The organism is Photobacterium makurazakiensis, assembly GCF_050336715.1.
Taxonomy (GTDB): Bacteria; Pseudomonadota; Gammaproteobacteria; order Enterobacterales; family Vibrionaceae; genus Photobacterium; species Photobacterium makurazakiensis.
This window is the reverse complement of the sequence record NZ_JAKJSJ010000084.1, coordinates 1-23874: the sequence shown is the minus strand read 5'-3', so window position 1 is coordinate 23874 and position 23874 is coordinate 1. Positions and strand designations below refer to the sequence as shown.

Annotated in this window: 18 protein-coding genes and 1 tRNA gene; 12 read left to right on the top strand and 7 right to left on the bottom strand. The window is 43.3% G+C overall.

Annotated elements, in window-relative coordinates:
* Positions 1-173: 173 nt before the first annotated feature.
* Positions 174-2459, top strand: a complete 2286-nt coding sequence (locus tag L4D09_RS26265; RefSeq protein WP_428460496.1) for a cytochrome c peroxidase — start codon at positions 174-176, stop codon at positions 2457-2459.
* An 88-nt stretch (positions 2460-2547) separates the two neighbouring features.
* Here the strand turns inward: L4D09_RS26265 and L4D09_RS26260 are convergent, their stop codons facing one another.
* The 3 genes from L4D09_RS26260 to L4D09_RS26250 all read right to left on the bottom strand — a co-directional run bounded on the left by L4D09_RS26260 (position 2548) and on the right by L4D09_RS26250 (position 5017).
* Entirely contained in the window at positions 2548-3522 is a 975-nt protein-coding gene (locus tag L4D09_RS26260) for an alpha/beta fold hydrolase (protein WP_428460495.1), read from the bottom strand.
* A gap of 13 nt (positions 3523-3535) precedes the next feature.
* Positions 3536-4540: a patatin-like phospholipase family protein gene (locus tag L4D09_RS26255; RefSeq protein ID WP_428460494.1), complete on the bottom strand. Its 1005-nt coding sequence runs from the start codon at positions 4538-4540 to the stop codon at positions 3536-3538.
* Between the two features lie 378 nt (positions 4541-4918).
* Positions 4919-5017: transfer RNA gene (locus L4D09_RS26250), tRNA-Ser, on the bottom strand.
* A gap of 270 nt (positions 5018-5287) precedes the next feature.
* On the opposite strand from L4D09_RS26250, the gene L4D09_RS26245 reads away from it, so the two are divergent.
* The 5 genes from L4D09_RS26245 (at position 5288) to L4D09_RS26225 (ending at position 10779) form a co-directional block, all read left to right on the top strand.
* Entirely contained in the window at positions 5288-6214 is a 927-nt protein-coding gene (locus L4D09_RS26245) for an SPOR domain-containing protein (protein ID WP_428460493.1), read from the top strand.
* 222 nt (positions 6215-6436) lie between these two features.
* Positions 6437-7633: an amino acid ABC transporter substrate-binding protein gene (locus L4D09_RS26240; protein WP_428460492.1), complete on the top strand. Its 1197-nt coding sequence runs from the start codon at positions 6437-6439 to the stop codon at positions 7631-7633.
* 87 nt (positions 7634-7720) lie between these two features.
* Positions 7721-8887 carry an amino acid ABC transporter permease gene (locus tag L4D09_RS26235; protein WP_428460491.1) on the top strand — a complete coding sequence of 389 codons (1167 nt, stop codon included), beginning with the start codon at positions 7721-7723 and terminating at the stop codon, positions 8885-8887.
* Positions 8877-9998: an amino acid ABC transporter permease gene (locus L4D09_RS26230; protein ID WP_428460490.1), complete on the top strand. Its 1122-nt coding sequence runs from the start codon at positions 8877-8879 to the stop codon at positions 9996-9998. The genes L4D09_RS26235 and L4D09_RS26230 overlap by 11 nt, the downstream gene beginning before the upstream one ends.
* A 34-nt stretch (positions 9999-10032) precedes the next feature.
* Positions 10033-10779: an amino acid ABC transporter ATP-binding protein gene (locus tag L4D09_RS26225; RefSeq protein ID WP_428460489.1), complete on the top strand. Its 747-nt coding sequence runs from the start codon at positions 10033-10035 to the stop codon at positions 10777-10779.
* 36 nt (positions 10780-10815) lie between these two features.
* On the opposite strand, the gene brnQ is transcribed toward L4D09_RS26225, so the two are convergent.
* On the bottom strand, positions 10816-12090 hold the full coding sequence (gene brnQ / locus L4D09_RS26220) for a branched-chain amino acid transport system II carrier protein (protein ID WP_428460488.1): 1275 nt from the start codon (positions 12088-12090) through the stop codon (positions 10816-10818).
* A 526-nt stretch (positions 12091-12616) separates the two neighbouring features.
* On the opposite strand from brnQ, the gene L4D09_RS26215 reads away from it, so the two are divergent.
* On the top strand, positions 12617-13270 hold the full coding sequence (locus L4D09_RS26215; protein ID WP_428460487.1) for a Bax inhibitor-1/YccA family protein: 654 nt from the start codon (positions 12617-12619) through the stop codon (positions 13268-13270).
* A gap of 137 nt (positions 13271-13407) precedes the next feature.
* Positions 13408-13737 (top strand): sulfurtransferase TusE, encoded by a 330-nt coding sequence (tusE, locus tag L4D09_RS26210; RefSeq protein WP_428460486.1) that lies wholly within the window; start codon positions 13408-13410, stop codon positions 13735-13737.
* A 60-nt stretch (positions 13738-13797) separates the two neighbouring features.
* Here the strand turns inward: tusE and yccX are convergent, their stop codons facing one another.
* Positions 13798-14070, bottom strand: coding sequence for an acylphosphatase (gene yccX / locus L4D09_RS26205; protein ID WP_428460485.1), 273 nt, complete (start codon positions 14068-14070; stop codon positions 13798-13800).
* Between the two features lie 89 nt (positions 14071-14159).
* Here yccX and L4D09_RS26200 point away from each other — a divergent pair, with 89 nt between their 5' ends.
* Positions 14160-15560 (top strand): methyl-accepting chemotaxis protein, encoded by a 1401-nt coding sequence (locus tag L4D09_RS26200; protein ID WP_428460484.1) that lies wholly within the window; start codon positions 14160-14162, stop codon positions 15558-15560.
* Between the two features lie 155 nt (positions 15561-15715).
* Positions 15716-16906, top strand: a complete 1191-nt coding sequence (locus tag L4D09_RS26195) for a class I SAM-dependent methyltransferase (RefSeq protein ID WP_428460483.1) — start codon at positions 15716-15718, stop codon at positions 16904-16906.
* A gap of 77 nt (positions 16907-16983) precedes the next feature.
* Here the strand turns inward: L4D09_RS26195 and L4D09_RS26190 are convergent, their stop codons facing one another.
* Positions 16984-17742 (bottom strand): sulfite exporter TauE/SafE family protein, encoded by a 759-nt coding sequence (locus tag L4D09_RS26190; RefSeq protein ID WP_428460482.1) that lies wholly within the window; start codon positions 17740-17742, stop codon positions 16984-16986.
* 177 nt (positions 17743-17919) lie between these two features.
* On the opposite strand from L4D09_RS26190, the gene L4D09_RS26185 reads away from it, so the two are divergent.
* Positions 17920-18582, top strand: coding sequence for a YccT family protein (locus tag L4D09_RS26185; protein WP_428460481.1), 663 nt, complete (start codon positions 17920-17922; stop codon positions 18580-18582).
* A 118-nt stretch (positions 18583-18700) separates the two neighbouring features.
* Here the strand turns inward: L4D09_RS26185 and L4D09_RS26180 are convergent, their stop codons facing one another.
* Positions 18701-19933 (bottom strand): EAL and HDOD domain-containing protein, encoded by a 1233-nt coding sequence (locus L4D09_RS26180; protein ID WP_428460480.1) that lies wholly within the window; start codon positions 19931-19933, stop codon positions 18701-18703.
* A 592-nt stretch (positions 19934-20525) separates the two neighbouring features.
* On the opposite strand from L4D09_RS26180, the gene L4D09_RS26175 reads away from it, so the two are divergent.
* Positions 20526-23693 carry a chitinase C-terminal domain-containing protein gene (locus tag L4D09_RS26175; RefSeq protein ID WP_428460479.1) on the top strand — a complete coding sequence of 1056 codons (3168 nt, stop codon included), beginning with the start codon at positions 20526-20528 and terminating at the stop codon, positions 23691-23693.
* Positions 23694-23874 lie beyond the last annotated feature (181 nt).

The window sequence follows — 23874 nt, the reverse complement described above, 5'->3', positions numbered from 1 at the left end:
GTCTTAAATTAAAGTCTAATTTCAATTTTTAATAGTAATTTATTATCTGGTAAAAATAGAAAAATCACAAAAGTGATAATCGAGACTGCCAGATTTAATCATCCTTATATCACGGGATTTATCTCGTTATTCAATAAACCATTTAATTTAAAAATGGATGTCAGGGGTGAGTGATGAATTACAAACAAACCTATAAACGTCATCGGCTTAATGCGTTAATTGTCGCCAGCACGTTCGGGCTTACAGCAACGCTTGCGGTCGCTGAACCTGTTGATTTTTCGAGTGTTGCTTCTTTAAAAGGGGTAGAACCAGCGCCCGTGCCGGGGCTTGAAAATTATGTAAAAGATGAAGAGGCGGCGATTAAGCTTGGTAAGGCACTATTCTGGGACATGCAAGCAGGTAGCCGTGGTCAAAGCTGTGGTAGCTGTCACTTTGCAGCAGGAGCTGATAACCGGGTTAAAAACCAATTAAATCCCGGTTTAAGGCATACAGATACGGCTAAGCGTGAAATTTTTGATCCAACCTTATCGGGTGGCAAAGGCGGGCCAAACTATACGCTGAAGCCAGACGATTTCCCATTCCGTGTGTATGAGGATCCTGATGATCGTAGCTCAGAAGTCCTGTTTAACAGTGACGATGTAGCCTCTTCTCAAGGTATTCACTCCGCTGAGTTCGATGATCTCTTTGGCAGTGATTATGATAATCAGTTTAGTGATCGCCGTGAGGGCTGTATCAATGTAAAAGACATTTTCCATGTCAATGACATCGGTACTCGTCGTGTCGAACCTCGTAATACACCAACGGTCATCAATGCCATCTTTAATTTCCGTAACTTCTGGGATGGCCGTGCTAATAACACCTTCAATGGGGTCGATCCGTTTGGTCCTCGTAACAAAGATGCACGTGTTATGCACTTCAACCGTTATACCGGTAAAATCGACCTCAAAGAAGTTAATTTGATTAACTCTAGTGCAGCTTCTCAGGCTGTAGGTCCTCCAGGCAGTGATTTTGAAATGACTTGTGCCAACAAGGCATTCCAAGAAATGGCGAAAAAGCTTCTGCGCCTCACACCGCTTGGCATTCAACTGGTTGACAAACATGACAGTGAACTAGGTTCACTTAGTGCGAGTCCAAATAACGGCTTAAGAACCAGCTATCGCCATATGATTCAAGCAGCATTTGCTGATGACCTATGGGGCTACGGCGGTAAAATTGATGGCTATGAACAAATGGAGCATAACTTTAGCCTATTCTGGGGCTTATCGATTCAGCTTTATGAAGCAACCTTGATCTCTGATGACTCACCTTTCGACCGCTTCATGGATGGTGATGAATATGCGTTAACCGCGCAAGAGAAACACGGTTTAGAAATCTTTGTTGATAAAGGTAAGTGCTCAAACTGCCACAATGGTCCTGAGCTTACAGGTGCGGCTGGCGATTTGGTCGCTGAAGATGCGGAAGAAGGCCTTGTTGAACGTATGCTCATGGGTGATGAAAACGTCGCGCTATATGACAACGGGTTCTACAACATTGGCGTAACGCCAACAGACGAAGACCTCCTTGTCGGGGATGTTGACCCATGGGGTAACCCATTATCGTTCACTCGTCAGGAACAAGATCGTGCCGCGGGTAAAGACGTACATGATAACTTCGAGGTTGATCCGGATACCTTTGAAGAAAATCCTGGTGATCCCGTTGACCCTAACGAGCGAAATGCCGTTGATGGTGCTGCGAAAACAGCAGGTTTACGTAACGTAGAACTTACTGGCCCGTATATGCACAACGGTAGTATGAAAAGCCTAGAGGAAGTGGTTGAGTTCTATAACCGCGGTGGTAACCGTAGTGGTGATGATAGCTCTGACTCAACGGGCTTTGGCGACAACACATCTAATCTTGACCCAGATATTACTGCGCTTGACTTAGATGAAGAAGAAAAAGCTGCGCTAGTCGCGTTCCTGAAAACACTAACAGATGATCGCGTACGTTGGGAGAAAGCGCCGTTTGACCGTCCTCAGCTATTTGTACCAAATGGTGCCGTTGGTGATGAGTACTCTGTAATCGATGATGGCAATGGCATTGCAGTTGATGAGTGGCTTGAGCTACCAGCTGTAGGGGCTTATGGTCGTGCTGCGAAAGGTCTTGGTCCTGTACAACCATTCCTATATGAATCAGCGAATGACGTTACAGCAAATGATGACAATGTAACGGTGAAATATCGTAAGTCAGTAACCTTTAATGTTCTGACTAACGATGATGCAGGCTCATCGTCACTAGACCCATCGACTGTTACACTACTAAGCGAACCAAATGCTCGTTATGGTCGCCTAACAGATAATGGTAATGGTTCATTCACTTATCAGGCACTTCGTAATACTGATGCTAGCTTCACTTACCAAGTGAAAGACAGTGATGGTAATGCGTCGAATGTTGCTACGGTGAACATTAACGTATACCGCTAGTGTAAATTTGCAAAACTAAATCAAGCCCCTGCCAATATGCAGGGGCTTTCGTTTGTCGCTATAGAACAAATTCTACACCATAAAATATTTAGGTATGCTGACTAAAAAACAGTATCGTTTCATTTAGCACTTGATTTCGTACTGCATCTTTTTCCATAAGCAGCTCATGGCGAGCTTCTCCAATCACTTTTAGCTCACACTGTCCCGCTTCCGCCATAAAACGATAATGCGCTTGGTTATCAACGATGGTATCACTACTCGCTTGGAGCAATAACACGGGTACTTCAATTTTATCCGCCTCACGCACGCAATGATTTGCCGCCTCTACAGCCTGCCATAGCCAACGAGAACTTACTCCCCCCAAACGTAGTTCAGGGTGCTGTTGATACAAGCAGTTCCCCCACGCATACCTTACCGCACTTTGCGACTGATCATTTTGCTTGAATGGCATTTCCACATAAGGTTTTTGCCCCATCGCATAGCGTGGTTTAGTTTGGCGCTGTTCTATAAACTTAACCAGTGATGCCGCTACCCTTTTCACCATTATCGGCATTTGAATACCAAACATGGGGGCGTTTAGTACAGCTGCGTTAAAAGCCGGATTAAAGCGCTCAAGGTACAAAGTCGCAATCGCTCCTCCCATAGAATGAGCTAGCAGATAACGTTGCTGATAGTTTTCTAATTGAACAATATCAGTCACGAAGCTGTGTAGATCCATGACATAATTATCAAAGTTAGCCACATGCCCTAATTCAGAGTCTGGTGTTAAACGACCAGACGCCCCTTGCCCACGATGATCCAGAGCATAAATATCAAACCCTTGTCGGCTTAATTCATAAAACAGTTCCTGATATTTCCAGAAAGTCTCGTTACGCCCATTAACCACTACAATACAGGCACGATTTTCGGGATGAGTAATGCTGGTCCAACGAATAGGTACCCCGTCGACACCAGCAAACTCCCCCTGCTTACGTTGCTGCCACATCTGGTGAATTTCATTTTCCATTAACTGGGTAAAAACCGCTTCATTGGTAACAAGTTCCAACTTACATACTGAATTCATCACTAATTACCTGCTATGCATAAATCTGGTCTTCATGTTTTTCTTCAGTAAACTCATTCACCTCAGTGAAGGCATTATTTACAGTATTCACGGTGTCGAGTGAAAAATGGCGACCAATGGTATTAAAGAAATATCGGCCAGAGTGATAACCCTTTTTATAATCAGTCTCTAGTGCCTTCAAGTCACTGCCAATAAGTTTAGATTTCAAGTTAGTACGAGGATGAATCTCATAGATAGTGGCGTCATCTGGCGGGCTATTAAGAAAGTCCTGAGTCTTGCGATAATTATCCTCGTGCTCTAATAGCATTGAAATCATATTCGCAGCTCTGGTTCTACCTAGTACACGTTGAATACTCGCCATCCAACAATGGTCAAAGTGCTGCTCTATTGGCACGGTACGGATCACAACGATATGGCGAAAGCCGCGGTTATAGGCTTCTTGCACTGGTATTGGCGCGCACAGCCCACCATCAACCCAGTGTTCATTTTTTGAATATATCGGCTGACGATTTAATCCTGGGATGGCACACGATGCTTTAAGTGAGGACTTCCAGTCATCAATAGCAAGATCAAAATATGATGCCTGATGGCAATCAACACTGCTTGCCGTTGCCAGTACGGTACGATGGCGCATATTTTCACGGCCTTGCTGCCAATCCAACTCAAGTTTGGTTTGGGTCTGTTCAATTAGCCAATCAAGGTTCAGCCCCTCACGACCAGAAATATATCGATAAATATCAAAAAAATGTGGGGTCGTCGTTGCTTCAGTAATCACACGATATGCATGCCGCTGTTGGCCACAAATATAAGAAGCAAGATTAAGCGATCCAGAAGATGTACCGACTAATAGCGAAAATGGATTAAATTCAGCTTCTAAGAATGCATCAAGCACCCCGGCAGTAAAAATTCCTCGCTGGCCACCGCCTTCAGTGACCAGTGCGACTTTTGCAATATCTTGGCAGTTAACAGACAGCCCCTCGACATTATGCACTGCGTATGAAATGTGTTTTCCGGCCATACGCCTTCCCCTAACCGTTAGCGATGTAATACTGAAAAAATACCTCACACTTTCGGTAAATTAAATTTAAATATACTGCACACACATTTAAGGAAATCTTAACCTTGATGGTTGTAGCCCTATCATATTTGATATGCTGACTAATGGTAGAGAGAAAGTCGAACGCAAACAAAAAAGCCCCAGCATTTCTGCTGAGGCTTCGTTGTCGTGGCGGAGCAGTGGGGACGCCTAGTTCGGACTGGCTCACTAGCGGGACTCATTCGACCGAAGGGTGAACACAACCCTACGCATCCCAGCGTGACAGGCCGGTATTCTAACCAACTGAACTACCGCTCCAATTCTTTGCCAAGCTCGGTAACTAACCTAACTTGTAGAATGTGGTGGAGACGCTCTGGGTATAGAGGATTTGAACCCTAGGAGGGTCGCCCCTCGCCTGATTTTCAAGTCAGATGCTTTCGACCACTCAGCCATCTCTCCGTAAATGCTACGGATACTAGGATTTTCATTTTCGCTGTAAAGCCTTTTTCTTATAAAACCCACCAACAGAACGAACATCTCCCTGCTCGCACAACAAATCGACTACTTATCGTGCTAGCATTCTGATTTCAAAGATTTTTGATAACTGTGTTTATAACATTTAATGAGCAATTCATTTTTTGTGATCAATATCTATTTAGTAACCGTTTTTTATGATCATTTTTATGTTCTTATTAGGCAGGGATACGACTTCTTAGAGTATGTGACACGATGTTAAGTAAGTTCAGCGCGACGCTATTATATAGCGCCATCTTTCTGCCTTCTATACCAGTTGCGTTTGCAAAGCCGCAGCCTAACGATATTTTAACCTGTTCGGCTACACCGTTAACGTCTGGCTGGCAGCGCCTTAATGAACAATGTGATATCGGTACTGGGCTATGGGGGAAAGATCCGCAGCAGCGCCAGAGCAACTTTTGGCTTCAGTGTAATTACAGCCAAGCAATACCAGCAAAAAAATTCTCGTCTTCCATTACAGGTACTTTCCCTGCGAGTAGTTACTTGATTAATGATGGTAACAAATACCGCTGCTTAATTGGGCCGTTTAGTGATCATGCTCAAGCTGAAAGTGCGAAAGTAAAACTCGCAAACATCGACGTTAAGAATACGTTTATAAGGCAAACTCAGCAGCCAATCGTTGTAAAAGCTGGCACCAAGCAACTAGCGCCTATTTTGCAAGCCGCCGCTGAGCAAGAAAAAAGCCCTACAGCAACAAATGTTCAGGTAAGTAAACAAACACTGATTGAAGAGCGTGTTGTCTTAGACTCAGCCATTTATTCATTTACCTTTGATAATATTAAATATTATCAGCCTAAAAATATTCAATCCGACAAAACGCTTCCGCCCGCCTTTGTAAAAGAAAACGAGCAATATTGGTCACGAACCAATATTCAGAGTGCAGGCCAATGGTGCGAACGATTTGGTTTAAGGTTACCAACCTATGACGAGCTTAAGCACCTACAAACATATGGCCAACGATTTCTTCTAAGAAACCACTGGCCTATCACCAACAGCTATTGGTCAGATACGATTAACCCATACACAGGTGAAATCAAAACATTAAACTTACGTAACGGTAAGTACGACGAATACCGCCCATTAGCATTACTTTATACGACATGTGTCGCAGAAAAAAGTTAAGTCCCCCCAGCCTCCCAAATACTCTTTCATGCACGATAATGTTAGCTTCGTCGTGCATGAAAGACACATCTTTACGCCCTCAAATCGCACGTTACAAAATTGTTAACTAGAAGTATTTCAAAGTGTTTCTATACTTTTATCAAACCAAAATAAAAGTAAGCCATTTGGTTTATGCCTTTTAAAGATTTTTCCTCTTTGATTTAGGAACGACAGGACGTAGCTATGAACCAACCCATTTCATATACCCTCGCTGTTTCATCTCTTGTTCTTGCACTCTCTGGTTGCGGTGAGAGTGGCAGCAGTCAAGACAAAGAAATGATCCAATCATTACAGTCAAAAATCGAGTTACTGGAACAGCAACTTGCGAATGCAGGCACATCCGTTGCTACTGAGTTATCAGGTGATACATCCGCACTAGAAGAAAAAATTGCCAAACTAGAAAAACAACTCTCTGCAGGTGGCTCTACGGCAGATACCCTCGCTAAAGTTAAAAATCAAGGTTATGTTCAATGTGGTGTTAGTACGGGCTTACCTGGTTTTTCTAACCCTAATGAGAAAGGCGAATGGGAAGGTCTCGATGTCGAATTTTGCCAAGCAGTCGCTGCTGCAACTTTAGGCGACAAATCAAAAGTGAAATACATTCCTCTTACGGCAAAAGAGCGTTTTACTGCACTTCAATCGGGTGAAATTGATGTGCTTTCTCGTAATACAACATGGACACTTCACCGTGACACGGCCTTGGGTATCAACTTTGCTGGCGTTAACTACTACGACGGTCAAGGCTTTATGATCAACAAAGATCTCGATGTTGAAAGCGCAACTGAGCTTGATGGCGCATCTATCTGTGTACAATCAGGCACCACAACCGAGCTCAACCTTGCTGATTATTTCCGTTACCGAGAAATGAAATATAGCCCAGTTGTTTTCGACACAGCAGCACAAACCGTAAAAGGGTTTGAAGCAGGCCGATGTGATGCCCTTACAACCGATCAATCAGGGCTTTATGCCTTACGCCTTAACTTACAAGATCCATCAATGGCCATCGTATTACCTGAAATCATATCAAAAGAACCATTAGGCCCCGTTGTACGACAAGGTGATGATCAATGGTTCAATATTGTGAAATGGACGCACAACACCATGTTACATGCTGAAGAGCTTGGCGTGTCTTCGCACAATGTTGATGATATGAAAAAATCGAATGACCCTAATATTCGCCGCCTTATCGGTGAAGATGGCCCGAAAGGCAAAGGGTTGGGACTTAATGATGATTGGGGTTACCAAATCCTTAAACAGGTTGGTAACTACGGCGAGAGCTTTGAACGCACCGTTGGTATGAGCTCTCCTCTGGAGATAAAACGTGGTGTAAATGCTTTATGGGTTGATGGTGGCCTGCAATACGCCCCACCAATTCGTTAGCGGTTAAATCAGTATCTTGCGGGGATCTATTTTCCCCGCAATCTCATTTAATTCAACTTGCTTAACCCCACAACAGGATGTGATGTTTTGTCTGCAAAGAAAGCAAACCTCTTGTATAACCCTCTTTTTCGCTCAATTATTTTCCAAGCCATTGCCGTTTTTGTCCTGCTTTTTTTTGTCTATACCATCGTCGGCAATGCACTCACAAACCTTGAGCAACGAGGCATAGCAACAGGGCTCGACTTTTTATCGCAAGAAGCTGGGTTTGGAATAGGCTTAACGCTTATCGACTATGATGAGACATATAGCTATGGTCGAACATTTTTTGTCGGCTTGCTAAATACGGCACTGGTCTCGGTACTCGGTGTGGTGCTGGCAACCATTATTGGTTTCATCGTCGGTATTGCCCGCCTTTCTTCCAATTGGTTAGTCAGCCGTTGCGCTGCGGTTTACATTGAAATTTTTCGGAACATTCCTTTACTGCTGCAAATTTTCTTTTGGTATTTTGCCGTATTGCAAGCGCTTCCCTCTCCACGCAGTAGCATGACGATTGGCGACGGTTTATTTTTGAATGTGCGTGGCCTATATTTTGCCAAACCTATTTTCGAACAGGGTGCCGGGTGGATTGCCGTCGCGATAATTACGGCCATCATACTTTCGATTATCTACACCCTATATGCAAAACGGCAGCAGCAGCTAAGCGGGAAACAATACCCTATTCTCTTATTTTCTCTCTCCCTTATCGTGTGCTTACCACTATTGAGCTTTTTTCTTTCTGGGCAACCCATACACCTTGAATACCCAGAACTGAAAGGCTTTAACTTTCAAGGTGGCATTGAGATTATTCCTGAACTAGCCGCCTTGCTAATGGCCTTAAGTATCTATACCGCTTCATTTATTGCCGAGATAGTCCGATCAGGTATAAACGCTGTCAGCCACGGTCAAACCGAGGCAGCCTTATCGCTTGGGTTACCGGAAGGTAAAACGCTACGCCTGATTGTTATCCCGCAAGCCTTAAGAATTATCATTCCTCCCCTAACAAGCCAGTACCTTAATTTAACCAAAAATTCTTCACTTGCTATGGCGATTGGTTACCCAGATCTCGTCTCGGTTTTTGCTGGCACAACATTAAATCAAACTGGGCAGGCAATAGAGATAATCGCGATGACAATGGCTGTTTATTTAAGCCTTAGCCTGTTTACCTCAATGCTGATGAACATCTATAACAAAAAGGTGGCTCTCATTGAACGATGATAAAAGTACCAATCAGCGAAAGCACGTTTTTCAACCAGACCAAGCACCACCAAGCAGTAGTGTTGGTGTTATAAGCTGGCTGAAACATAACCTTTTCTCTAACGCGTTTAATACGATTGTGACATTTGTATTGGGTTATTTCGCTATTACGACAATTTGGAGCATCACTGAATGGGCTTTTATAAATGCCGATTGGGTAGGAACCACTCGTGATGCTTGCTCGCGTGAAGGGGCTTGCTGGGTCTTTATCAAGGTGCGATTTGAACAATTCATGTTCGGTTTTTACCCTCGAGATGAACTTTGGCGCCCGCAGCTTTTTTATTTTACCCTTGCACTCTTTTTGCCGCTTATCGCCTATGAAAAAACACCGGGCAGAAAATGGATATGGCTCTTTTTCGTTAACATCTATCCCTTCCTCATTGCTGCTCTACTTTATGGGGGGATATGGGGGCTATCAATTGTTGAAACCCATTTATGGGGCGGTTTACTCGTCACGTTGATCATCGCGATCGTCGGCATTGTCGTTTCCCTGCCCATCGGTATTGTACTAGCCCTCGGCCGACGATCTGAAATGCCGATTATTCGTAGCTTATCGACCGTTTACATTGAAATATGGCGAGGGGTGCCCCTCATCACAGTACTTTTCATGGCATCAGTGATGTTGCCATTATTTCTTAATGCCGAAGCCGAGACCGATAAACTTTTTAGAGCGCTAATTGGCGTTGTGTTATTTAGTGCCGCCTATATGGCCGAGGTTGTCCGAGGGGGGCTTCAAGCAATACCTCAAGGGCAGTATGAAGCAGCTGATGCATTAGGCTTAACTTATTGGAAGAAAATGTATCTTATTGTTTTGCCACAAGCTCTGAAGATAACAATTCCTTCTATTGTTAACACCTTCATTGGCCTATTCAAAGATACAAGCTTAGTACTGATTATTGGTATGTTTGATGTACTTGGTATTGGCCAAGCTGCGAATACCGATCCGAAATGGCTGGGATTTGCCACTGAAAGCTATGTGTTTGTTGCCTTGGTCTTTTGGGTATTTTGCTTTGGTATGTCGCGCTATAGCATTTTCTTAGAGAGAAAACTTCATACGGGTCACAAACGTTGATACCACCGAATGGCTTAGGGTAAGGAGCTTTATCATGACAAAATCGACACAAGCTATGATCACGATGGATGAAGTCAACAAATGGTACGGACAATTCCATGTCCTTAAAAACATCAATCTAACAGTGAATAAAGGTGAGAAAATTGTAATTTGTGGGCCATCGGGCTCAGGTAAATCCACGTTAATTCGCTGTATCAATCGGCTGGAAGAGCACCAAAAAGGCAATATTATTGTTGCAGGTAACGAACTCACCAGTGATCTAAAAAATATAGAACTAGTACGCAAAGAGGTTGGCATGTGCTTTCAGCACTTTAATCTTTTTCCTCATTTAACAGTATTAGAAAATTGCACGCTTGCACCCATTTGGGTTAAAAAACTGCCGAAAAAAGAAGCCTCTGAGATTGCTATGCAATACTTGGAGCGTGTTAAAATTCCAGAGCAAGCCAATAAATACCCCGGACAATTATCTGGTGGTCAACAACAGAGGGTCGCGATTGCTCGCTCTCTGTGCATGACGCCACAAATAATGCTATTTGATGAGCCTACCTCTGCACTTGATCCTGAAATGGTCAGAGAGGTACTTGATGTCATGGTCGAATTAGCCAACGAGGGGATGACTATGATCTGCGTAACGCATGAGATGGGATTTGCCCGCCAAGTTGCTGATAGGGTTATCTTCATGGACATGGGGGAAATTATTGAAGAAAACTCACCGCAGGCCTTCTTCGATAATCCAGAATCTGACCGTACCCAATTATTTTTAAATCAGATCCTTCACTAAAACAGAAGCGAGGCCTATCCCCGCTTCTATTAAATATTAAGCACTTACGGTTTGATTCACTTTGTATTTCATCAGTTTCGCTGTAAGGATCACTGCCAATACAGGTAACAGCCAGCTCATGTGAGAGTTATAAAGCGGGAATATCGACGTCCACTCACCTTCAGGCATCATGCCCAAAATATTCAACGTATCAACACCACCAAAAAGAGCGGCAACACCGACAGAAATACTATGCCACTTGGACTTAGGTAATGTCGCATTAATTACAATCAACGTAACCGCAATTGGACATAAGATTAAAATGACCGGAAGGCTCAGTTCTATGATTGTCTCTAGGCCAACATTCGACACGACAGCGGTTAGTGCGATGATAATGATAGAGGTAATCCGCATGGGCATACCAAACGTATGGTTGTAATATTCACTGTTTGCATTTGTAAGGCCTACAACCGTACTTAGACAGGTCACAATAGTAAGTACCGCGAGTAGTAATTGCCCTACAGTACCAAATTCACCTGCCGCATATAGCGTTAAGATCTCACCACCATTTGTCGCATTGATAGCAACATCTGAAGACGTTGCTCCTAAGTACCCCATCGACACATAACAAATAGACATTAACACCGCATAAATTACCGCAACCCAATTACTGTATCTTGATATATCGGAAGGCTTAGTGACCCCTTTACTGCGAATAGTACGAATAATCACCCACCCAAATGCCACTGAAGCAACACCATCCAATGTCATATAACCTTGAATAACGCCATTCACCCCAGCTTGATCTTTAAATACACCGACTGCTTCAGTCGTTGTGCCAAGCGGATTTAAAAGAGCCGCAATAACCAGTGTTGATAACATAACAATCATCGCTGGTGTCATGATCTTACCGATGTAATCAACCATCTTGCCGGGCTTTAAGGCAAACATCAGAGATACAACGCAGAATGAAATAGAAAATAGAAAGAGATGATCGTCATAGACAAAAGGTTTAATGCCCATTTCATACGCGACGGTAACAGCACGGGGTAATACAAATGCCGGTCCCAGTGTTGTTAATGTTGCTATCCAAAAGGTACGGTCCATCCAACGCGGTAATCCTGCCGTTAATTCATGCATTGATGGCAGCTTACCTAATACAACAAGCGAGAGTGTTGGGATACCAACAGCCGTAACCAGAAAACCAGCGATTGCAATCAGCCAATTTTCACCGGCTTGCTGTGCCATTAATGGAGGAAATATAAGATTACCTGCACCAAGAAATAGTGCAAATGTCATAAAGCCGATGGCAATGAGTTCAGTTTTTTTCAATGTGCTAGCCTTGTTTTGGTCAGCTAGCTATAGATAGGGAGTGTTGTAGGTTCTCAATCCGCCAGCTTTGCTGACGAAATGAATATATGTCAGCGTAGGTTGATAATGACCACGACGACATTGACGACAGAACAGATTTTTTTCATATTTTCACAACACATCGTTCTATCCTCGGATTAAGTAATGAACTTAACTTAGATGTATTTAACACCAATGTATATAGGCACTTTGCTGACTGTTGTTTTATTAAGCAAGCAAAAGAAAGTTCGCAATAAAGCGACATATTTCAGCTCTACATCGACCCAAGCCGCGTCGTAAAGGCACGTAATTCACCCTTTGTTACATGTTTCCCCTTATGAGCATTTATTCCCTTGTCTATAATGGAGCTATGGAAGTTATAGCCATGGTCGATAGCTTATTGTTTTTACTTGCTTAAACTTGTCAGAATTTAACCGACTTGTTTACTTGTTGAAGGCTTGATACTCTGGCATAAGAATAAATTGTCTTCATTAGGGGTTAAGCCTTTATGTACACTACCGACACTATCGTAAGTCGAAGCACGACTACTAACAAAGTTTTACGTAACACGTACTTTCTACTTTCACTAACACTTGTATGGTCAGCGGTTGTCGCAGGTTTTGCGATGGCGATGAACATGCCGCACCCTGGTTTGATCCTTACCTTGGTTGGCTTCTACGGTTTAATGTTCTTAACTGAAAAGAACCGTGATAGCGGCTTAGGCATTGTGTTTACCTTCGCATTAACAGGCTTCATGGGTTACACCCTTGGACCAATTCTGAACATGTACATTGGCGCAGGTATGGGTCAAGCTATTATCCCTGCACTTGGTGGTACAGCACTGACCTTTATGGCATGTTCTGCTTACGCATTAACCACGAAACGCGATCTATCGTTCCTTAACGGTATGTTGCTGGCTGGTTTCGTTGCAATTATTGTTGCAGTTGTAGCTAACATCTTCCTACAAATGCCAATGCTATCTCTTGCAATTAGTGGCATGTTTGTTCTGTTCTCGTCTGCAGCTATCCTGCTTACAACACAGAACATTGTACGCGGTGGTGAAACTAACTACATCTCTGCGACAGTGACGCTATATGTTTCTATTTACAACCTATTCCTAAGCCTACTTCAGATTCTAGGCATCATGGGCAATAACGATTAATCATTAATCGTCGTAAATACTAACGAATCAAAAAGCGCCGAAAGGCGCTTTTTTGCTTTTGGATTTTTTGTATCGGGTACTTGCAGCCTTGTACGATAATCACTATTCTTTGCCCGTTCCAAATACCGAGGCTTATCATGCTTGAATTCAACGGCAAACAAATAGATACCGATGCGCATGGCTATCTAAAAAATATTGATGATTGGTCAGAAGAACTCGTTCCTCTTCTCGCTGAAGAAGAAGCAATCACGCTGACAGAAGCACATTGGGAAGTTGTTCGCTTCGTGCGCGACTTTTATAAAGAGTTTAATACCTCACCAGCTATTCGCATGTTAGTAAAAGCGATGGCAAAAAAATACGGTGAGGAAAAAGGTAATTCTCGTTACCTCTACAAGCTTTTTCCAAAAGGTCCGGCAAAACAAGCAACAAAACTTGCAGGCCTTCCTAAGCCAGTAAAGTGCATTTAATGAGATCTAAAGGTGCGAGCACAATCATACGCTCGCGCTTTCATTCCCTTAAGGCATACTTTACATAATTTCAAAACCATCAATATGCCGCCACTCTACGTCTTCACTGATAACATTATCTACACGCGATGTTCTCGGCCCAGTTTTTAACCAGTGCAATAATTGTGCTACTTGCTCTTCATGCCCACACACCAGTACTTCCACGCTCCCATCCGGTAAATTTTTAGCATAACCCGTAAGTCCGTACTTCAAACCCTCATGTGCAGTATGAAATCGAAAACCGACCCCTTGAACCATTCCTGTAATCAATGCTTTTACGCAAATATGTGACATATATCCCCCTGGGATTCTATATATTTCCCAACGAATAAATTAGATTAGCAGATTATCGCTGCTAAGTTTTTGTTTCATAGGATATAACAATGAAAGAAGTTGCATTTAGATGGATAGACAAATACCTTATCCACGTTACATTACAAGAAAAGTTCTATTTACTCTTCTTGCTCCCCATCCTTGCCATTATCAGCATCGGTACCATTTTAGTTGATGCCGCCAATCAGCAACGTATTGAAATCACGACACAGCAACTGCAAACTACGGCGAATATGCTTTCACAGCAACAAATCAGCCAATCAGATGCATCTGCTTTGTTATCCAGTAGTTATATGGCGATCGGTCGTGGAGAGCATTTAGTCCCAGTATCCAACCTAAATTATTCGATTGGCATCAATGAAATGCCAAGTCTTTATTCATACCTTAGCACAACACAAATATCTCTTACCGCCATAGTATTGCTGCTGGTTCTAGCTGCCGTTTACTACATTATGACTTTTATTGGTGGTGCCATGTTCACCACTTACAAAGCGCTTCAAGCGTTGGCTGATGGTGATCTCACTAACCGATTAAATTTTTTTAAAGTACGTGACGAGTTCAGTACAATTGCGATAACCATTGATAAGGTCAGTGAACGCGAACAGCAATTAGTCAAAGCGACACAGCAAGCAACCTTGTTGATGCAACAGATCAGCGATAGTCTTCGCCAACGTAGTCATGAAAGTGAAAACCTCTCTTCTTCTCAACAACAACATTTAGATTCTCTGGCCAGTGCGACCGAAGAAATGGCGACATCCATTCGCGAAGTTGCCACACATGCTCAAGAAACATCAGAACAAACATTGGAAGCTCAGCAAGTCTCAGAGCAAGGCCGTGTCCAAGTGAAGCAAACACGTAACGCTATTTCAGTGTTAAGCGGTGAAATTAACGAAGCCTCAAATGCAGTTAATGAACTTGACCGAAATACAGCCAAAATTGACGACGTCATTACCACGATCAATGGTATTTCTGAGCAAACAAATTTATTGGCTCTAAACGCAGCAATTGAAGCCGCTCGTGCCGGAGAACAAGGTCGCGGTTTTGCTGTTGTCGCCGATGAAGTACGTACACTCGCAGGGCGTACGCAAAGTGCGACAGTAGAAATTCAACAAATGATTGAGTCATTGCAACAGAATAGCCAACAACTAATGGCAGTAATGAAAAGCACCGTAAACAATGCAAATAGCAGCGAAACCTTAATGGATTCCGTTGATAGTGAAATAGGCCAAATTACTGAACGTAACCAGCATATTTCTGATCGTAGTACAGAAATTGCAGCCGCAGCGGAGCAACAAGGTGCTGTTGCAGACAATATTGCCTCTAACGTAGAACAAATAAGAAGCCAGTCTCATCAAATTTGTAATGTTATAAGCGAGTCGGCTAATGAAATAACAACGTTAAATACACAAGCGAAAGAGCTTGAGTCTCTGATGAAGGGACTAAAAGTATAATTCCCCACCACTAAATCGGCGATTACAGAGCCCCCTCTTAGGCTCTGTAATCCTCTATCCTAAATTGGCACGTGGATATATCCACTGATTAGTTGCTTTTCATTGGTATCAACAACATAATACGCGACCATTCCTACATCCATACTGGGCATGTCATGACAGCTGCAATATATCTGGTTAAAGGCCGTGAAAAATCTCTTCGCCGCCGCCACCCTTGGGTTTTCTCTCGTGGTATTCAACGCATTGAGGGTAAGCCCTCTCTTGGTGAAACCGTCGATGTTTTTGATAATAAGGGTGAATGGTTAGCACGTGGTGCTTTTTCACCGCAATCTCAGATCCGCGTTCGAGTATGGACTTTTGAGCGTAACGAAGCGATTGATGTTGATTTCTTTGTAAAACGTCTAAAAGCAGCCCAAGGCTTACGCGATATTCTCGCGGCACGTGATGGTTTAACAGGCTACCGCCTTATCGCGGCTGAGTCTGATGGTCTACCTGGTATCACAATCGATCGCTATCAAGACTTTTTAGTATGTCAGCTTTTAAGCGCAGGTGCTGAAGTACAAAAAGACGCACTTATCGAAGCCCTAAATATTTGCTACCCAGAGTGTAGTGTTTATGAACGTTCTGATGTATCAGTACGTAAAAAAGAAGGCCTTAAGCAGCGTACAGGTGTACTTTCGGGTGAAGAACCACCTAAGTTTGTCACTATTGAAGAAAACGGCGTTAAAATTAATGTTGATATCGTTGGTGGTCACAAAACAGGCTTCTACCTTGATCAGCGTGATAGCCGTGAAGCCGCAGTAAAATACGTCGACGGTAAACGTGTCCTAAACTGCTTCAGCTACACAGGTGGCTTTGGCCTTTACGCGCTAAAAGGTAATGCAAGTAAAGTTGTTAACGTTGACGTTTCTCAACCTGCGCTTGATACCGCACGCATGAATGCTGAAATGAACGGTTTCCCTGTTGAAAATGCGGAGTTTTTGAATGCAGATGTATTCAAGCTTTTGCGTGAATACCGTGAACGGGGCGAGAAATTTGATGTCGTTATCATGGATCCACCAAAATTCGCTGAAAGTAAATCTCAGCTTGTTGGTGCTTGTCGTGGATATAAAGACATTAACATGCTGGCAATGCAAATTCTGAATCCGGGTGGCACGCTACTAACTTACTCATGCTCTGGCCTTATGGACAATAACCTGTTCCAAAAGATCATCGCAGATGCAGCATTAGATGCACACCGTGAAGTACAGTTTATTGAGCGATTCAGCCAAGCTGCCGATCACCCGCTAGACAGTGCTTACCCTGAAGGTTTCTACCTAAAAGGCTTCGCTTGTTACGTTAAATAACGACAAACAAGTAACCAAAAAAACCAGCATTATGCTGGTTTTTTTTATGCCTGAAAGCAGCCTATTCGGTAATCTGGCTACATCAGCATTGCGGCAACAGAGCCAAATAATGTCATCACAAAAAGAAACCATTTCAACGTTTCAGGTTTCGCACTTATGGCAAACTTCACCGCAAGGTGAGAGCCAACCATCGTACCCGCTGCAAGTATTAACCCAGGAGCCCATAGTACTAACCCCTCATAGATAAATATTCCTAAAGCAACAGCGGTAAACACCAGTGTGCACAGCATCTTAAGCGCATTTGCTTTAACGAGGTCATATCGTAATGTACCCGCCAAAGCAGCGATCAATACAAAGCCAACACCGGCTTGGACAAAACCGCCGTAAAATCCGGCGATGCCTAGCCCCCACCATGAACTTGGTGTATCTCGCACTTTTCTAGGCTCAGTCCCTAGCGAGGGCGCAACAACCGACGGCTTTAGTAAAATAACTAATGCCATGGTTAGCATTGTGCCAAGCAGTAACGGCTTTATCCAATCAGAAGGGGCATAAGCCGCACCAACGGCACCTAACAGCCCACCAATAATTGTCGGCACCATAATAGGGCCAGTATCGGTACTATCCAGCTTCCCATGACGCTTGAACCCTATTAAGCCCGTTAGTCCTTGAACCACAACCCCCACCCTATTGGTAGCATTTGCCACTTCAGCGGGCATCCCCATTACCATCAGCGCTGGCAATGTTAAATTCGACCCTCCCCCCGCTAAAGTGTTAATGATTCCCGCGAGGAAACCCGTTACAACCAGCATTACTATATGTAGTAATGTTATATCCATTGAGATCATTCCTTGATTCTATTATGTGGCTAGGCGAATAAATCCTACTTTGTTATTATTACTTTCATTTCGATAGTCGCTATGATTCAGCCTATGTTCAGGCAAAAAGCGCCAGACTGCTGTGATTACAATATGAAACAGTCTGTTTGTCATAATCATATTTTTCAAGGAACACCTATGAAACTTCGTACTGCGCTAATTGCAATGACAGCATGCAGCCTTAGCTTCCCTTCTTTTGCTGATGTAAAGCTTGAGCTACCTTTTCCCGCTGAGCTTGTACTGATTAACGGCACTGAAGCTGATGGCAACGACACTCAAACACTTAAGAACGGTGAAAACCAAGTCGCTTTCCGCTACCAAGGTACCTTCCGTGAAAATGGTGATGATCAGGTATTCAAATCTGATGTCATTATCATGAAGTTTAATGAAGCTGATGAAACGTTAAAATTAGAGTTCCCTAAGCTACGTTCCGCTCAAGATACACGCAAGTTTAATAAATCACCTAACTTTACGCTGATTAATAGCAGCGGTGAAAATATCAGCTTTGAGCAAGATAAACTGATAAAACATGGCCTACAATTTGGTCGTGATTACGAAGCTGAAATTGCGGCCTACAACCAGTCAGGTAAAGTCGCGGCAGTTGCATCTGCAGCAACGATTACAACCTTACCTGCAGTCACTGCAACACCAGCCCAACTTCCAGCAGCAACGTCACCTGCTAAAACAGCTGAAAACGCATCTCAAACCAGAAATGTATCAGAGAATATGCTGAACTACTGGTATGAACAAGCTGATGAAGCGACACGCGAACGTTTCAAAGCAAAAATTAATGCCGAATAAGCAATAAGCAATAAGCAAGAGCCGTATTCTAAAACAACCCCATTAAGTTGGACACTTTAGTTAAGCGGCTCTTTAATTTATCGAATTAGCAGACAAAGGATATACCTAATTGGTATTACTAGCTAACGATAAAAGTCTCGGTTCTGACCTCTTGTAGCATCTGACGGTAAAGCCTCGGCAATAGCCCTAAAGACAAACGCCCTTTCTCAACCAAGCGCTCTAAAACCTGCCAATCGGCTTTTTCATATGCAATGACCATATCCATATAATGCTTTAAATTACTTTCTTTTCCTTGTAAGGCCAATTTAATATCACGATGAATTTTCATCGTATCAATAGCTTCTTCCATATCAAGGCCTAACATCTCAGGTAAGTTTGAAAATAACCCCGTTAAAAAAGCCTTATCTGCAATGGAGCGGTTACAGCCTGAATTGATGGCTATGAGCTCGCAGAAGCGTGCACGGCTAACTGATTGTTGGTAAATATCTTCTGGTCTAGTCGCTGTTAGCTCTTGTGTCGTAAGAAGAGAAACAAATTTTCTCATCTTGTTTTCACCCATAAAGCAAACTGCTTGTTTAATTGAGTAAATATTACCTTTTCGTCCATGCATGACTGAATTTAGAAAATGAAGTAGTTTATGCGTAAGCTTTGCATCTGCGGCTAAGATATCGGTAAGTTCGGCATAGCAATAATCTTCAGCCATTACATGTTGAAATAGGGTTAGTAGCGCACCTTCATGCAACTTGTTAGAACGTGTTTCAACTACGTTTTGTTTAGAGAAGATATCGCCTTTATAAAAATCAGCTTTACAGTTCCGATAATACTCAAACTCTTCATCTGAAGTAATATGCTCGATAATTACACGTAAGTTATGTGATTTTGCTTTCAAGGTTAACTGCTCAATAGTAGCCATATCTTGACTCTTCGCACTCACCTTCACATGACTGCAAAATTTTAAAAACCTTTCATTTCCCGGCAGTAAGGCCTTAGCGTTAATTATGATCGAATAACCAAGTTTATGGCCCGCCTTCAATAACACCAATAGTTCATCATCGAGACGTTCGCTTTCATCAACCTCTATGACTAAGCCATGAGATGAGAAGAAGTAATTAAACAAGCGTTGAAGAGCGACACGTTGAAAAGAAATAATAAGTGTCTTACTTTCAGCATATTGGTTTAACCCTGAACGGTTTATCAGCTCATTGAGTTTTCTAGGATCTGATTGATCGTCAAATATTGTTATAGGTATTGTTTGAAGTGCTGGTTTTTCACTGTTCCAAAAGCTAATTTGAAAAGCAACTTTGTTTTTTCTGGCGTTGTATATTGGTTGGCGTACAGCTGAGTATTCCATGATTAATCCGCTAGTGGTTCCGACCACTTAGCTATTTCCCTTTCGTCGTCATTCATGAAGAGAACTTATACCAATCTGGATAAGTAATTGATCTAAGTATTACGCAGGAAAAATTGTTGTTATCAAGGCAGAGATTGCAGTAACTAGTGGTTCTAATTACAAAATCTCTAACGTAGAGAACAACGGTTTTAACCAGTAAGACTGATCAAGTACTTATGTAGGTTGGTATTATAGCCAGTATGGCACTCCCTTACCTGCCTACCGATTTATACAAATAGTTCCTACCCAAGTCAAACCTGTGATCCTAGTTCCATAGTTATTATTTATAACTATGTCACCCTCATCACATTTACAGATGTATTTTTACTGGCAAATTTATCGTTAAAGGATCGGCAACTTTGTTCTCGGTGCAAAACAACACGAGTAATGTTACATGACATTAACATTTTTTTGCGAGTTATTTTGGAAATAAGAATAAAAGTCGATGCTAATAGCAGCATGTTGCCTATAGTTGGTTCACGGCAAAACAAAAGATATTGAATGCCGATTTACGTCAATACAATTTTTAATATCAATAACTTAAGGATGAATGATGAACCATTCGAAACAAGGAAAGGCGTTTAGCCGAGCATTTAAGCTCAGCACTCTCGCTGTTTCATGCCTCACGGCATTCAATGTTCAGGCTGCAATGGACTGCAGCACGATAGATCAATGGAACAGCACTGCGTCATACTCTGGTGGGGCTCAAGTACAGGAATTGAACAAAGTCTACCAAGCTAATTGGTGGAGCCAAGGCAATAACCCAAGTACGAACTCTGGTTCATTCCAAGAATGGTCTTTCGTTGATGATTGCTCAACAGGTGTTGTCAATCAGCCACCTACGGTATCAATCACGTCACCGACCGGTACTGACCAAATCCTTACTGGCGATATTCTTACCATTTCGGCAGATGCGACTGATACAGATGGCAGTATTGCCAATGTTTCGTTCTACGTTGGTTCATCACTCATCACATCTGTAACGACAGCACCTTTTGCCGTTAATTGGCCAGCAGAAAGTGGTCAACACACCATAAAAGCCGTCGCAACTGATGACCAAGGTGCAGCGACTGAAACCTCTCTGTCGATTTCAGTGCAAGATATAGCCAATGATTTACCCAATGTTGATCTTTCATTATCAACATCAACCATTGAGCTTGGTGGTGCAGTCACCCTAACGTCTTCAGCTTCAGACAGCGACGGTCAAATAGATAAAGTTGATTTCTTCGCAAATGGCAGCTTAGTAGGCACCGCAGCCACTGCTCCCTACACTTTGACTTATACCCCGACACAAGCAGGTAGCGTCAACGTTTACGCTCGTGCAACCGATAACCTCGGTGGTACCTCTGATTCAACCATTATTACGCTTACTGTAAACGGTGGTGTAACGACTCAAACCTGTCGTCCCGATGGGCTATACCAAACTGAAGGGGTCAACGTACCTTACTGTACAACGTATGACGAGCAAGGCCGTGAACTCATGGGGGCTGATCACCCTAGACGTGTTATCGGTTACTTCACAAGCTGGCGTGCTGGTGACGACCCACAGGCTCAGTATTTAGTCAGTGACATCCCGTGGGAGCAACTTACTCATATTAACTACGCATTCGTTAGTATCGGTACTGATGGTAAAGTCAATGTTGGTGATGTTACCGACCCAGCTAACCCAGCCGTTGGTATGGAATGGAACGGTGTTGAAATCGATCCTGCGCTTGGTTTCAAGGGCCACTTTGGGGCACTTGCCACAGCAAAAGCGAAACACGATGTTAAGACATTAATCTCTATTGGTGGCTGGGCAGAAACTGGCGGGCATTTCGGACCTAATGGCGACCGTATTGCTGACGGTGGCTTCTACACCATGACAACCAATGCTGACGGTAGTATCAATCACGCAGGTATTCAGACATTTGCTGACTCCGCTGTAGAAATGATGCGTAAATACAAGTTTGATGGCTTAGATATTGATTACGAATATCCAACATCCATGGCCGGTGCTGGTAACCCTGATGACAAGGCATTTATGGAGCCGCGTCGCCCTCACCTATGGGCATCGTATCAGGTACTCATGAAGGTATTGCGTGAGAAGCTAGATAGCGCATCTGCTACAGATGGTATTCACTACATGCTAACAATTGCCGCACCGTCATCTGGCTATCTACTACGTGGCATGGAAACATTTGATGTCACCCAGTACCTTGATTACGTCAATATCATGTCTTATGACTTGCATGGGGCTTGGAATGACCACGTGGGCCACAATGCCGCCTTGTACGACACAGGTAAAGATTCTGAACTAGCACAATGGAATGTATACGGCACAGCAGCCTACGGTGGTATTGGTTACCTCAATACTGACTGGGCTTACCACTATTTCCGCGGTTCAATGCCAGCAGGACGAATTAACATTGGTGTTCCTTATTACACCCGTGGCTGGCAAGGCGTAACTGGGGGTGAAAACGGCCTTTGGGGACGTGCTGCCCTGCCAAACCAAGCCGATTGTGCTCCGGGCACTGGTGAAGGTGAGAAGAATAACTGTGGTCATGGTGCTGTTGGTATCGACAACATGTGGCATGACAAAAACTCGTTAGGGCAAGAAATGGGCGCAGGCTCAAACCCTATGTGGCACGTTATGAATCTTGCCCAAGGCATTTTCGGTAGCTATACCTCAGCCTATGGTTTAGATCCTGTTAACGATCCACAAGACAAGCTTGTAGGTAGCTATACACGTCATTACGATGATGTAGCTGTTGCACCATGGCTTTGGAATGCAGAGAAACAAGTCTTCCTGTCAACCGAAGATAAAGCCTCTATCAATGTAAAAGCTGATTACGTTATCGATAAAGAAATCGGCGGTATCATGTTCTGGGAACTTGCAGGGGACTATAGCTGTTACGTGCTTGATGCAAACGGCAATCGTACCGCTTCAATCGATGCGACAGAGAACGCATGTAAGACCGGTAATGGTGAATACCATATGGGTAACACTATGACCAAAGCAATATATGACAAGTTCAAATCCGCGACACCTTATGGTAATAAAGTGGCTACAGGAGCCATCCCAACAGAAGCGCTTGATATCACTGTTTCTGTCGGAGGCTTTAAAGTCGGTGACCAAAATTACCCAATAAACCCGAAAGTTACCTTTACCAACAACACTGGACAAGAGATCCCTGGGGGAACTGAGTTCCAGTTTGATATACCTGTTTCTGCACCTGATAACGCGAAAGATCAATCTGGTGGCGGGCTAACAGTTATATCTTCAGGTCATACTCGTGCAAATAATGTTGGTGGTTTAGATGGTCCAATGCACCGTGCAGCCTTTAGCCTTCCTAGCTGGAAGAGCCTACCTGCTGGCGGCACATATGAACTTGATATGGTTTACTACCTACCAATTTCAGGCCCTGCTAACTACAGCGTCAACATTAATGGTAAAGACTACGCCTTTAAGTTCGAGCAACCTGATCTACCGCTAGGTGATATTGCCGCTGGTGGTGGAAATAATGGCGGTGGTAATAACGGTGGCGGCGATAATGGTGGTTCATGTGATACTGCAGGCCTAAGTACTTACCCTGACTTCCCGCAGACCGACTGGGCAGGTAATCCAAGCCACGCCAATCAAGGCGACAAAGTCATTCATAATGGCGTGGTTTATCAAGCAAATTGGTGGACAAGCTCTACACCAGGTAGTGATGGTAGCTGGGCAACAGTATGTAATATCTAACTCTCATCAATAAAACACCAAAGCGCAGGCGGTTTCCTGCGCTTTTTCATTTCATTGGTTAGCTATCAGAACATTACATATTGATTGCGATCATTTTAAAGCGATTACATAACGCAAACATTACGAACCCAGATGCACACTACAGCTAACATCACTTTCTAAGTCAGGTTAAAATGAGATG

Bases quoted from the DNA above. Each gene is read 5' to 3' on its own strand.
- L4D09_RS26265 (WP_428460496.1), top strand. From the start codon at position 174: ATGAATTACAAACAAACCTATAAACGTCATCGGCTTAATGCGTTAATT.
- L4D09_RS26260 (WP_428460495.1), bottom strand. From the start codon at position 3,522: ATGAATTCAGTATGTAAGTTGGAACTTGTTACCAATGAAGCGGTTTTT.
- L4D09_RS26255 (WP_428460494.1), bottom strand. From the start codon at position 4,540: ATGGCCGGAAAACACATTTCATACGCAGTGCATAATGTCGAGGGGCTG.
- L4D09_RS26245 (WP_428460493.1), top strand. From the start codon at position 5,288: ATGTTAAGTAAGTTCAGCGCGACGCTATTATATAGCGCCATCTTTCTG.
- L4D09_RS26240 (WP_428460492.1), top strand. From the start codon at position 6,437: ATGAACCAACCCATTTCATATACCCTCGCTGTTTCATCTCTTGTTCTT.
- L4D09_RS26225 (WP_428460489.1), top strand. From the start codon at position 10,033: ATGACAAAATCGACACAAGCTATGATCACGATGGATGAAGTCAACAAA.
- L4D09_RS26215 (WP_428460487.1), top strand. From the start codon at position 12,617: ATGTACACTACCGACACTATCGTAAGTCGAAGCACGACTACTAACAAA.
- tusE (WP_428460486.1), top strand. From the start codon at position 13,408: ATGCTTGAATTCAACGGCAAACAAATAGATACCGATGCGCATGGCTAT.
- yccX (WP_428460485.1), bottom strand. From the start codon at position 14,070: ATGTCACATATTTGCGTAAAAGCATTGATTACAGGAATGGTTCAAGGG.
- L4D09_RS26200 (WP_428460484.1), top strand. From the start codon at position 14,160: ATGAAAGAAGTTGCATTTAGATGGATAGACAAATACCTTATCCACGTT.
- L4D09_RS26195 (WP_428460483.1), top strand. From the start codon at position 15,716: ATGACAGCTGCAATATATCTGGTTAAAGGCCGTGAAAAATCTCTTCGC.
- L4D09_RS26190 (WP_428460482.1), bottom strand. From the start codon at position 17,742: ATGGATATAACATTACTACATATAGTAATGCTGGTTGTAACGGGTTTC.
- L4D09_RS26185 (WP_428460481.1), top strand. From the start codon at position 17,920: ATGAAACTTCGTACTGCGCTAATTGCAATGACAGCATGCAGCCTTAGC.
- L4D09_RS26180 (WP_428460480.1), bottom strand. From the start codon at position 19,933: ATGGAATACTCAGCTGTACGCCAACCAATATACAACGCCAGAAAAAAC.
- L4D09_RS26175 (WP_428460479.1), top strand. From the start codon at position 20,526: ATGAACCATTCGAAACAAGGAAAGGCGTTTAGCCGAGCATTTAAGCTC.